Origin of the sequence: Algoriphagus alkaliphilus (assembly GCF_900103735.1) — a bacterium.
Classification (GTDB): domain Bacteria; phylum Bacteroidota; class Bacteroidia; order Cytophagales; family Cyclobacteriaceae; genus Algoriphagus; species Algoriphagus alkaliphilus.
Genome location: NZ_FMXE01000023.1, coordinates 1 through 11,572, shown reverse-complemented (window position 1 = coordinate 11,572; position 11,572 = coordinate 1). Strand labels below are relative to the sequence as shown.

At 43.4% G+C, this 11,572-nt stretch carries 10 protein-coding genes; 3 read left to right on the top strand and 7 right to left on the bottom strand.

Features of this window, described 5'->3' with window-relative positions:
• Positions 1 to 120: 120 nt before the first annotated feature.
• A complete protein-coding gene (gene trpF / locus BLQ81_RS14935; RefSeq protein WP_092731411.1) occupies positions 121 to 741 on the top strand; it encodes a phosphoribosylanthranilate isomerase in 621 nt (206 codons plus the stop codon).
• Positions 742 to 778: 37 nt separating this feature from the next.
• On the opposite strand, the gene BLQ81_RS14930 is transcribed toward trpF, so the two are convergent.
• From BLQ81_RS14930 to BLQ81_RS14910, 5 genes are all read right to left on the bottom strand, one after another.
• On the bottom strand, positions 779 to 1,729 hold the full coding sequence (locus BLQ81_RS14930; RefSeq protein WP_092731409.1) for an aldo/keto reductase: 951 nt from the start codon (positions 1,727 to 1,729) through the stop codon (positions 779 to 781).
• Positions 1,730 to 1,790: 61 nt separating this feature from the next.
• The gene (locus BLQ81_RS14925) at positions 1,791 to 3,197 is read right to left on the bottom strand and encodes an NAD-dependent epimerase/dehydratase family protein (protein ID WP_092731407.1); all 1,407 of its coding nucleotides are present in this window, start codon (positions 3,195 to 3,197) and stop codon (positions 1,791 to 1,793) included.
• Positions 3,198 to 3,258: 61 nt separating this feature from the next.
• Positions 3,259 to 4,632: a putative oxidoreductase C-terminal domain-containing protein gene (locus tag BLQ81_RS14920; RefSeq protein WP_092731405.1), complete on the bottom strand. Its 1,374-nt coding sequence runs from the start codon at positions 4,630 to 4,632 to the stop codon at positions 3,259 to 3,261.
• A 233-nt stretch (positions 4,633 to 4,865) separates the two neighbouring features.
• Positions 4,866 to 6,236, bottom strand: coding sequence for a Gfo/Idh/MocA family protein (locus tag BLQ81_RS14915; protein WP_092731403.1), 1,371 nt, complete (start codon positions 6,234 to 6,236; stop codon positions 4,866 to 4,868).
• Positions 6,237 to 6,385: 149 nt separating this feature from the next.
• On the bottom strand, positions 6,386 to 7,354 hold the full coding sequence (locus BLQ81_RS14910; protein WP_092731401.1) for a DUF6807 domain-containing protein: 969 nt from the start codon (positions 7,352 to 7,354) through the stop codon (positions 6,386 to 6,388).
• Positions 7,355 to 7,435: 81 nt separating this feature from the next.
• On the opposite strand from BLQ81_RS14910, the gene BLQ81_RS14905 reads away from it, so the two are divergent.
• Positions 7,436 to 8,359, top strand: a complete 924-nt coding sequence (locus BLQ81_RS14905) for a ThuA domain-containing protein (RefSeq protein ID WP_092731399.1) — start codon at positions 7,436 to 7,438, stop codon at positions 8,357 to 8,359.
• A gap of 220 nt (positions 8,360 to 8,579) precedes the next feature.
• Here the strand turns inward: BLQ81_RS14905 and BLQ81_RS14900 are convergent, their stop codons facing one another.
• On the bottom strand, positions 8,580 to 9,827 hold the full coding sequence (locus BLQ81_RS14900) for an NAD(P)/FAD-dependent oxidoreductase (protein ID WP_092731397.1): 1,248 nt from the start codon (positions 9,825 to 9,827) through the stop codon (positions 8,580 to 8,582).
• A gap of 188 nt (positions 9,828 to 10,015) precedes the next feature.
• On the opposite strand from BLQ81_RS14900, the gene BLQ81_RS14895 reads away from it, so the two are divergent.
• A complete protein-coding gene (locus BLQ81_RS14895) occupies positions 10,016 to 11,230 on the top strand; it encodes a serine hydrolase domain-containing protein (protein WP_092731395.1) in 1,215 nt (404 codons plus the stop codon).
• Positions 11,231 to 11,313: 83 nt separating this feature from the next.
• Here the strand turns inward: BLQ81_RS14895 and BLQ81_RS14890 are convergent, their stop codons facing one another.
• Complete coding sequence (locus tag BLQ81_RS14890) at positions 11,314 to 11,514, bottom strand: hypothetical protein (protein WP_092728614.1); 201 nt, start codon at positions 11,512 to 11,514, stop codon at positions 11,314 to 11,316.
• Positions 11,515 to 11,572 lie beyond the last annotated feature (58 nt).

Here is an 11,572-nt window from a genome sequence, read left to right as displayed (position 1 = left end):
ATCCTATAAAATTACATTCATTTATTGGGTATGAACCAAACATGAGGATTTTTTAGTGTCAGCTCATTTACTTTTCTGTGTAAAATGACCTGCTTAACTTAGCGGTCAATTTAATCAACTATGGCACTAAGCACTTTTGTAAAAATAAACAGCATTACCAACCTCACCGATGCCAGGTACGGGGCCGGCATGAATGTCAACCTTTTGGGGTTCAATTTGGATTCAAATTCGGATAAATATATCAGTCACTCCGTTTTTAAGGAAATCAGTGGGTGGTTGTCAGGAGTAGACTTTGTGGGAGAATTTACCCATGAATCCATACACGGGTTATTAGAAATCCTTAAGGAATACCCAACCATCACCTGGATAGAATATGACCGAATCGAGGAACTGAAAGCTCTGGTCGGAAAAGGCTACTCGCTAATCTATAGAATGGACCTGGAAGAGGTTCGGAAAATTGAACCTCAGGTAGCCAAATCACTCGGACAGTCAGGAATTATTTTTCATGTGGTTTCGAAGCAAGACACGCTATCGGAGGATGATTTGAAAGTTCTCAAAAACCTGGCTGAGAAGTGTAAAGTGATTTTGGGAACCGGCATCAATGTTCAAAGTGTGAGAACCTTGCTGGATAATACTGGTATTTATGGGATATCACTCAGTGGAAGTGATGAAATAAAGCCCGGATTAAAGGACATGGACGAGCTCGCAGAGATTCTCGAACAACTAGAAATAGAGGAGTAAAGACAAACCCCGACCTTTTTGGCCGGGGCTTGTTTTTTTAGCTATCCCAGAGATCTGTCAGCTTATAGGGACTTTGAGGTCCTGTGAAGAAGCTACCGTCGACAAAACGATGATTTACTTCAATATTGGCAAAGTGATCCAAATCCTGTTGATCCAAGTCCAATTCTGCAGCTTTAAGATTTTCAATGATCCGATCTTTGTTGACTGATTTTGGAATTACAGCAATATCTCTTGAAATGGACCAGGCAATCAAAACCTGACCTACACTTGCATTATGCTTTCGGGCTATTTCTGCCACTACAGCATTTTCGAGAAGTTTTGGGTCATTTTTATGCCGGTCAGCTCTCGAATCCGGTGAACCAAGTGGTGAATAGGCTGTCAGTAGAATTCCGTTTTCCGCGCAAAAATTCACCAAATTTTTCTGTGGTAAAAACGGATGCATCTCCACCTGATTCATTTCAGGTTTTTCACCTTCCATGCCCAAAATTTCTTTCAGTTTACCTTGATTAAAGTTAGAAACCCCGATGTGCTTAGTCAATCCAGAAGATTTTTGTTCTTGTATTGCTTCCCAGGTTTGAGTCAACGGGACATCCTGATAGGTATAGAATTCTTCGCGATGTGTAGCAAAGCCTATCCCAGGTTTGAAGGCAATTGGCCAATGAACAAGATATAGATCAAGACTATCAAGCCTCAAATCACTTAATGATTTTTCCAAGGCAGGTTTTACGTCTTCATGACGGTGACTGTCATTCCATAGTTTGGAAGTGATAAACAAGTCTTTTCGCTTCACCAGTCCATCTGCCATGGCATCGGCAATTCCCTGACCTACTTCCCGTTCGTTTTGGTAGATCGCGGCACAATCAATATGTCTATAACCCGCTTCAATTGCCCAGTAAACCGCCTTTCGTACCTCGCCAGGCTTACTTTTCCAAGTTCCTAAACCAAGAATCGGCATTTTGTCTCCGTTCTTAAAAATTAAATTTTTCATACTTCTCTAAATTTCGTTGTTTTTTTTGGGTGTCTTTGCCTACTCATGAATCTACCCTCGGTTAATACGTTTTTTTCTCCAAATATTTTTTGAAACGATTCATTACCCAAAGGTGCAACTTCGCCTGAGTATTTACATATACGAGCCAAGGTAATCTTGGGACGAATTCATGAATGGCAGATATGATGTATTTACTGTCGAGAACTTCTCTGAACTCCAACCAACCATAATCGAAGCGCTTCACCAGCCATCCTCCTGTAATGTAAAACAGTTGCCTTTGGTGATCACTTCGGTCTGGAATCATAGTTAATTGAAGCATCGGCTTTTTGCTTAACAGCAAATAAAATGCAAGATCCCCGTTTTTTGAGATTTTTCCGTTGATCAGAAATCTAAAGAAAGTTGGAAGCCAGAGGTTATATCGATTTGCTACCCAAAGCGCCGATTGTCTGTTTTTATTCGGCATTCGCTGAATAGACCGCACAGTATTTCTGACACTGTTAGATTTGAAAAAAGAAGGCATTTTTGGATAATCCTTCGCAGTAAGTGCTACTTCACAGGCTTCGTCAAAAGTTTGATAATCAATTTCATTTTCTTTAAAAGCCAATTCCGGAGATACCGTTAAGGTGTGTCTCAAACTTTCGACCAAAGGCGAAACCAATTGTGGTGGGCTGTCTCCAAAAACGCCCACCCAAAGTTTGGAGAGACCCAGCGAAAAAAAAGGGACGGAGAAAATAAGTCGTTTTTTCCCCATTGCTTTTGCCGTGCGTTCCATCATATTTCGATAGGACATCACTTCGGGGCTTCCAATTTCGATCGCTTTGCCAAAGACATTTGGGTTGCCAATGCAACTGTCAATGATCGTAAGTGTGTCCTTCAAGGAAATAGGTTGCGTCAAAGACTCTGTCCACTTCGGACACATCAGGACAGGAAGTCTGTTGATCAGATTTTTGATCATATCAAAACTGGATCCTCCCGGTCCCACGATGATCGAAGCACGCAAAGCTGTCAATCTTGAACTGCATGATCCCAAAGTCTGCTCTACCTCCAATCTGCTTTTGAGATGTCTGGAAAGCGTTTCTTCCGGTTCATCTGGCAACAAGCCTCCCAGATAAATGATTTGTTTTACTTCATTTTTTTCGGCTGCACGACTAAAATTATCTGCCAAAAGTAAATCCGTATCCTCAAAACTTCCTTGATTGAGTCTGGTGGAGGCATTCATGGAATGCACCAAATAGATGGCTACGTCTATTCCTTTCAATGCCTCTACCGTAGAAGTGATCGAGTAAAGTTCCACTTGCCTCCATGCTATTTCGGGATAGGGGTTTTGATCTACCTTCTGTCTGCTCAGAGCGACAAAATTATATTTATGCCGATATTCTTTGATTAGCCATCGACCGATATAGCCTCCTGCGCCGGCAATTGCAACTGTAAGTTTTGGATCACTCGAAATGGGATTGGAGGCAGGCATAAAAAATAGGGCTGATTGGGAAATATAACACAATCGGCCCTACTCTGTTTAATAAACTGGCTTATTTCAGCGCAAACTCTCTTGCCAGAATCGTAGTGTAATATTTTGTGATCATATTGGGAACCTCCCAATTGGGCATTTTTCCACTTTTATAATATTCCAAAAACCGCGCTGTCACTTGGGCAAAATGGGCTTCATGCCCATTGTGATAGGAATCAGGGACGATCACTTGATATTCACCGGAAGGCATTTTCAATAAGTCAATTCCGGGATAGTTAGCTTGAAGCGTCTCTTTTACCGCTTTTTCCAAAGTAGCCAAATCCGATCCGGTTAGCTTTACATACAAGGCAGGCCTATAGTTTTCTTCTTTTCCCTGACGGATAATCAAGTTGGCTTTGGTTCCCCGCATCATGCTGTAGTGCGTATCCGCACTTCCTTCAGGTGCTTGAAAATTCCATATCACACTTACTTTGGCATGTTTCCCTTTGAGGGTATAGTTCATTTCACCATTGGAATAAACTTCGAGTTTACCGTTTTTTACATCCTTTTGAAGAAAATCAGAGAACTCAAACTTCCCGGTCACTTTTTGGAACTCCTCCAAGGTCATCTTCGTTGCCCATCTTTTTGCTGAAAGCATCTGGATGTCTGTTGTATCCAAAATCACTTCCGGAAAAGCTCCCCATTGAATCAAATCCACCAAATGCGTAGTGACATCCACTATCCCGTCCCCCTCCTTTTCCACATCAAAAAACCAATCCGGACGGATTAAAGGCACTCCTGATACGTACTTGAAGAAATGGTGAATGGACTCTTTGGTGATTGCGGGATTTTCAGGTGTTCCGTTTTCCAATTCCCCAAAAACATCTGAAATCATTGATAGCTCCCGCTGAAGGAGTGTGGTGATTTCGAATCGCTCCGTCATGATGTCGTAGAGCAACAAATTTTTCTCTGCTGCAATCTGAAATGCTTTTTTGAGCTTTTGAAAGCCTTCTGGATTAATCACCAAAGGTTTATCCGCATAGACGTGAATTCCATTTTCCACTGCCGCGAGGATGTAATCGATCTTTAGATCATTTTTTCCGGCCACCATCATGACATTCCCCGGTTTCTGGGAAATCATCTTTTTCAGGTAATCCGGCCCACTGTACACCTCAAGATTCCAAGCCGTTGGACTCTCTTCCCGATTGTTGTAACTCGCGATTCGATTGAGATGATCTTTCAATTCAGGGCCCTCAGGAGCGAAAATATAAATTGTGGAATCCACCACCGGGTACATGGACTTGTGAATCAATCCCGCATGAAAATGTCCGGGATCAAGCGTCATGATTCTCACTTTTGAATCTGATTTAGAAGTTTCGGTTTTCAATTCTGAATTGGAACAGGAAACGAGAAAAAGGGCCAAGACGGCCCCGTTAATTACTTTTGATGATTTCATTTTGTTTTTTTTACCGCAGAGTTCACAAAGAAATATGTTTTTTAGGTATTGACTTCGTCGGTACTTCTTAGCTGAAAGTCTCCAGCGAGCCTTTTAAGAGCCCGGAGTTTAAAAGCCTCGATTTTGTGGACGATACAACTTACCTCTTACTGTTCACTACTTACTAATTTATACTCCAGCATCGGTCGTCGGACCTGCCTTTGCCGGCATGCAGGCACCCGAAAACGGTCAAACTAAACCTTCACAAAGTCAGTTCCCCAAGGCGCGCGCTGAGGTCGACTCAAATGAGAATTAGCTTCCGCATCGTTGATAAATTCTTCTTTTACGGGATCCCAAGCCAGTTTTCTTCCCAATTTCATTGCAACGTGGCTAACCAAACAAACGGAGCAAGACCGATGACCAATTTCTACAGGAGAGAGCAATTCTGCATTGCCTTGAATAGCATCCAACCAATTTCCATGATGCTCCTTGCTACGAATTAAGCGAATTTCGTTTTCTCCAATCACGGACTGAAGAATTTTAGGGTCTGAAGCATCCAGTGCTTTGGCACTATTTCCCTGTGCAACAGGATCCGATGCGGAAGCGACGTAATTACCACGTGAAACCCAAATCCAACCTTCAGAACCTTCATACCTTATCCCATTTGGATAGCCACCGGAAGTAAACATCATGACTCCATTGTCATATTCTGCTTTGACCATGAAGTCCCCGTGTACATTCCAAAGCCCGGCTCTTGGAAATTCGGCCACAGCCTCAATGTATCTTGGGCCGGTAAGTTCCGTATCCATCCCCCAAGCCGCAGAGTCAAAGTGATGCTGTCCCCAGCCGGTGATCATTCCTGCTCCGTAATTTTCATGTCTCAACCATCCCGGACGGCTGTAGTCATTTTGTGGGTGAACTCCGATTTCAGTATATGGAACTAAAGGTGTTGAACCCAACCACATGTCAAAATTCAGGTTGGAAGGAATCGGCATTGCAGGCGCGGCAGGTCCTGCAGGATCTCCTGGCAATCCAATTCGAACGGTGTGTAGCTTTCCGATTCGCCCATTTCTTACCAATTCAGCTGCAATTCGAAACTGTTCACTGGAACGCTGCTGGGTACCAAGCTGAAGAACTACGCCGGTTTTATTGACCACGTTAACCAATTGACGGCCTTCTTTGATGGTCAGGGAAGTTGGCTTTTGCACATATATATGCTTCCCCGCCAATGCCGCTTCCATGGCAGGTTGAGAATGCCAATGATCCGGAGTGGAAATGATCACTGCATCGATGTCCTTATTCAGCAGCATCTCGCGGTAGTCCCCATACTGCTTCACGTCCATGTATTTCTCACCGAGTTTTTTGGTGTAGTAGTCTTCCACCAGCTTTTTTCCATCAGCCATCCGCTTGCTATCCACGTCCGACACCGCCACGATTCTAGCCACGTCATGCCTCCAAGTACCCGGGAGATCATGCTCACGGGCAATTCTGCCACAGCCAATTTGACCAATGTTGATCTTGTTGCTTGGTGCATTCTTTCCAAAAACAGATGCAGGCACAATCGTGGGGAATCCAAAGGCGGCAGTCGCCAAAGCGGATTTTTTCATAAAATCTCTTCTTTCCATAATTCGGGATTTAATGGGTTTGAATGTTGACTGAAATTAAAATTCTCCAAATTCTCAGGCAACAATAATTTGTTTAAAATTCTTAGTTCGTGATTCTGAAAACTTTGGACTATGATCAATGGATTATCGTCTATCGTCTATGGCCTATCTCATTTTACAAAGGCTCTCCAATAGGCTTCTGCCTCCTCGGCAGTCAAATCTCCATCAAAGACAATCATTCGGTATTTCAGGGTATTTCGCTCATTGGGCTGAATCTCCCAGGACTCATGACGAATCGGACAAAACTCTATGAACACATTTCCTTCTCCCTTGTATTGTCCAAGTGGCCAAACGCGAAGTGGTTCGGGATGCGATTTGTTGGTATTATGACTTAAGAAAAGGATTCCGCTTTGGCCGGAGGCATCTGCGGTCTTTCCTTTGACAATGATCCACTTGGCATTGGATCCATCTGCATCCTTTCGATCCTTACCTTCCGAAGTCAGGATTGAGCTATTGGCATCACCCCAAAGCTCCGTGGCGCGAAAGCCAATTCCACCACCATATCTGTAATCATCCAGCAGAATTCCTCCCGGAATCTTGGTGGAAATCGTCGTGGTGTAATCGACCATGTATCGACCTTTGTCAGCAGGTTTGACTTTAATCCTCAGGTCTTCTTCAATTGCCAATCGCTCACTTTCAGGAGCTTTGAGATCCAGATGATTCTGACGGACATTGAGTTCGGCAGCTCCTCCGGCTACTTTTTTGGAGAGCACTTTGGCAAAATCCACTCTGCCTTTTCCATCTCCCAAATTCCAAAAATCCACTTCTCTACCACTTATTGTAGCTCGAGTCCAAGGACCCCAAATTCCGTAATGATGATAATGATCCGGAGGCTGGATCCTACTGAGCACCTGACCGCTTGGCGAAGTGATGGGATGAATAAAGCCTGACTTTTTGAATTCCGGCTTCACTCCCTCCGGCACATCGGTGGTGGCAGTTTGATAGGTTAAAACCCGTTGATTATCAATTAAAAAATCGATGCCGACCGGAGTCTCTTTTAGGTTTACTTTTTGCGAAAACGATCCCGTAGAAAAAGTCAGAAATACAAGGATCGGAAGGAATATTCTTTTGAAACACATGGAAAATTCAGGTTATTGGGGTTCGAAATTCAAGTTATAAAAAACTGCAGTAAAGCATCAACCCATTGAACCCAATAACCCATGAAGCGGATTATTTTCTACGCAATCGTTTCCATCTTTTCGCTGAATTTTGCCTGCGGGCAAAGCCTACCCGAAGTCACGCTTGATCAGGCTTGGAAGGCCAAAATCAAAGCTTTAGCTCCTGAAAAAGCCACCTTTCCCGCCAAAAAGAAAAACATATTAGTCTTCTCCCTTCATACCGGATTCAACCATTGGGTGATTCCCCATACCGAAGAGATGATCAAAATCATCGGGGAAACAAGTGGGGCATTTACTGTAATTGGAAGCAAGGACATCGCAGAATTTGAGGCCAAAAATCTAAAAAAATACGATGCGGTCATCTTAAACAACACCTGCTCCAAGCCTGACCATCGAAATCTTTTTTGGGACAAACTCAAAGAAGATACCACTAAAGACTCCGTGACTTTAATGAAAAAAGCGCAAGAATTAGAGGGCAATTTATTGAGCTATGTCGAAAATGGCGGAGGGCTGATGGTCCTTCACGGCGGAGTGACTACTCAAAATAATTCATGGGATTTCAGCCGATTATTGGGGGCGAGCTTCGATTACCATCCTGTGCAGCAGGCGATTCAGGTGAGATTGGAAGATCCAAATCATCCACTTGTCCAGGCATTTCCATCCGAGGGATTTAACCATATCGACGAACCTTATTTCTACAAGAATGCCTATGCAGAACTGGATTTCAAGCCTTTACTCTATTTCAACAATGCAGAAATCAAAAGTCAGCGCAAAGGTCAGGAACTGACAGAAGGAAAAACGTATGTTGCTTGGATTCGCGCCGAAGGCAAGGGAAAGGTCATGTACGCCTCCCCTTCTCACAATGCACAAAGCTTCGAAAACCCGGATTTGCTGCAGTTTTACCTAGACGGAATGCAGTATGTGGCAGGTGATGTGGAATGTGATGAGACGCCTATCAAGAAGTAATTGATAAATGTCCGATGTCGGGTGACCGATGTCCGATGTGGAAAGGCAGAAGTATGAAGCAAGAAGGCTAAAAGGGGCTAGAAATGGATAAAATCAAGGTTGGCTATTTCTCAAAAATCCGCGGTAATCTGCAACCTATTTTGCGGAAATCTGCGGGAGATTTTGAGATCAATCCCTTTGCGATCTCTTAATTAACCTCCGCGTCCTCCGCGGTTAAAAATCAATACGTAGGCATATAGCTATGCACCACCGCCTCAGCTGCCGTTCTGCCCGAAGTCATTGCGGCATTGATCGAGCCATTCAGCAAATAATCTCCCGCCAGGTAAACATGATCCGTGATCTTGCACTCAGTCATCGGAATAGAATACCTCAAATCCTCCAAACTTGGCAAGGCATAGGGTATTGTATAAGCTTTTACAAATTTGAAATACTCCCCTTTAATTCCCGAAATCGCTTCCAGTTCTGCCTGCACCGCCTTAATCAGATCCTTTTCACCCATATCTGACTCCAAAACAGAAACAGATAGCAAAGCTCTGCCATTAGTTGAATAGGCTTTGGAAACATCATCCATGAAGACAATATTATTCACCAGCTGATCTCCGGGAAGCAGTCCGATCATCGGACGGGCAAAGAAGGATTTATGTAATGAAAAGTAGAGGTTGGTCACCTGGTGTGCCGGTGCAAATTGCCCTTGAAGCTGCTTCATCACTTTGTCAGGCTGTACCGCAATGATGATCCGATCAGCTTCCAAGGTTTCCCCATTCCTCAAATGAATGGTTTTTCCTTCTACCTTTTCCACAGGCGAATTAAAGTAAATCTGGGTGGTACTCAATTGACGACGAATCATGGCTGGAATTTCTCCCATCCCTTTTTCAGGGACTGCCGCCTGTCCTAAGGCAAACATCTTAAAAATAAACTCAAACATTCTTGAGGGGGTATTCAGGTGCTTTTCGAGAAATATGCCACGGAAAAAGGGTTTAAAAAAATTGTTGATGATCTGATCCGAAAACCCATAGTCCTTTAAATATTGATGCGTAGGAAGCGAGGGTTCTTTGAAAATAGCCTCATTGCTTTTCTTTTTCAGTTCCTGTGTCAAAGTGAACATTTTCACTTTATCGAGAAAAGTCCCCACTTTCGAAAAAGCCATTCCAACTATTTTTAGGGGATTTCGCATCGGATCGGTGATGATGTAGGAATCTTTCCCCTCAAAAATTACTGCTCCTGGATCAAAAGTCTTCAGATTCAAGGCCTGAAAATCCAGGTATTTTTTTGCTTCGGGATATGCCGTATTCAATACCTGAAAACCATGGTCAAGTAAAAAACCGTCTACTTCATCGGTTTTCATACGGCCCCCGATCCGATCAGATGATTCCAGTATAATAGGTGAAAAACCGGATTTTTCAAGTTCCAGAGCTGCTATCAAACCGGACAAACCTGCACCGATGATGTATATTTTTTCTTTTTCCATAATTTTCCCAATTGGGCTAAAATAAAAAGGCTCGGATGCCTGACAAAATAAAACAAACAGTTTGCTTCATTTAGTTAATGAACCGCTAGGATGGAAAAGAGTTTTTATCCTGAACTCCTTTTGGAAAGTTTTACAGGCGGTTTAAACCACTATTAGAATTTCTTTAAAATCGCAACAAATCCCCTACCATGAAAAATTTCTCTTTACTTCTGGTTTTCTTTTTGTGTTCGACATCGCTTTTTGCTCAAACTTATTTTCCGGGAAAAAATAATTGGGAAAGCAAGAGGCCGGCAGACCTCGGTCTCGATCAGGCCAAAATTGCGGCGGCAATCGAATTTGCCGTAGCTCATGAAAGTGACCAAAACAAAAACCTGAAAATCGCTCACTACGAAAGTGCCTTTGGGCGCGAACCTGTAGGATATCCCATCGGCCCGATGAAAACCCGAGGCCCAGCTTCGGGCTTAATTATTTACAAAGGCTATGTGGTCGGGCAATGGGGTGAACCGGAGCGGGTAGATTTGACATTTAGTGTAGCGAAAAGCCTCCTTTCCACCACCGCAGGTTTGGCAGTGGCAGATGGATTAATCAAAGATGAAAAAGACTTGGTCTATCCATACATGGCACCGATCTATCCCTTTGACCCGGTGCGGTCCATGATGAATAAGGCTGATCATCTCTATGAGGATGATGTTTTTGAGCTTTTTGGCACCGAGCACAACCGCAAAATCCGATGGGATGACTTACTTCGGCAAACTTCAGATTGGGAAGGTAGCCTTTGGGGCAAGCCGGACTGGGCAGATCGACCAAGTGGGGAAGCCAATCAGTGGAGGACTCGCGCTAGAAACACACCGGGTTCGGTCTATGAATACAATGACACGAGGGTGAATGTTCTGGCTTTGGCTTTGATGAATATTTGGAGAAAGCCACTTCCTGTGATACTCAAAGAGCGCATCATGGATCCGATTGGCGCATCAGATACCTGGAGATGGACAGGCTATGAAAACTCCTTCGTCATCATTGACGGACAAATCATGCAGTCCGTCAGCGGCGGTTCACACTGGGGAGGCGGTATGATGCTGTCTGCTTGGGATCAGGCAAGGTTTGGTTATTTGACTTTGAGAAACGGCAACTGGAACGGTAAGCAATTGATCCAAGCCTCTTGGATTGAGAAGTCCCGCACACCTACCCCTGCCCAACCCGGGTATGGATTTATGAATTACTTTCTGAACAATGATTTGAAGGAAGTGCCTGCTGCACCGAAAACGGCATTCCTCCATATCGGTGCCGGCACCAACATGATCTATGTCGATCAGGAAAATGACTTGGTGATCGTGGCGAGATGGATTCCAAATGGGGATAAAGCGGAATTGGTGAGGTTGGTTTTGGAGAGTCTGAAGAGGTAAGCAGGAACTTAAAAAAGTTCGACACCTCCGGGCATTGGCGTTAACTTAAGGCTTATACCCCTATTAGAGAGATAGTTCCTCTCTTATTTTTTAGCCTTCTTCTTCAGAAATGATTCTTTTTTAATTACCCTTTTCAAAACAAAGGTATTCCTGTCCTCTATCTCCCATTCCAATTCTTCTGCTTTTTCTATATCACAAGACTCTGCCAGAGCCGCAGGAAAATTGATATAATAGGAACTGGTTTTTCCTCTTTCAACTCTTTGAATTTTAACTTTATAGCCCATATTTTTTATGATTTTATAATAGTATATTTACTGTTATAAATGTAAAACAAAATACCTT

Bases quoted from the DNA above. Each gene is read 5' to 3' on its own strand.
- trpF (WP_092731411.1), top strand. From the start codon at position 121: ATGGCACTAAGCACTTTTGTAAAAATAAACAGCATTACCAACCTCACC.
- BLQ81_RS14930 (WP_092731409.1), bottom strand. From the start codon at position 1,729: ATGAAAAATTTAATTTTTAAGAACGGAGACAAAATGCCGATTCTTGGT.
- BLQ81_RS14925 (WP_092731407.1), bottom strand. From the start codon at position 3,197: ATGCCTGCCTCCAATCCCATTTCGAGTGATCCAAAACTTACAGTTGCA.
- BLQ81_RS14920 (WP_092731405.1), bottom strand. From the start codon at position 4,632: ATGAAATCATCAAAAGTAATTAACGGGGCCGTCTTGGCCCTTTTTCTC.
- BLQ81_RS14915 (WP_092731403.1), bottom strand. From the start codon at position 6,236: ATGGAAAGAAGAGATTTTATGAAAAAATCCGCTTTGGCGACTGCCGCC.
- BLQ81_RS14910 (WP_092731401.1), bottom strand. From the start codon at position 7,354: ATGTGTTTCAAAAGAATATTCCTTCCGATCCTTGTATTTCTGACTTTT.
- BLQ81_RS14905 (WP_092731399.1), top strand. From the start codon at position 7,436: ATGAAGCGGATTATTTTCTACGCAATCGTTTCCATCTTTTCGCTGAAT.
- BLQ81_RS14900 (WP_092731397.1), bottom strand. From the start codon at position 9,827: ATGGAAAAAGAAAAAATATACATCATCGGTGCAGGTTTGTCCGGTTTG.
- BLQ81_RS14895 (WP_092731395.1), top strand. From the start codon at position 10,016: ATGAAAAATTTCTCTTTACTTCTGGTTTTCTTTTTGTGTTCGACATCG.
- BLQ81_RS14890 (WP_092728614.1), bottom strand. From the start codon at position 11,514: ATGGGCTATAAAGTTAAAATTCAAAGAGTTGAAAGAGGAAAAACCAGT.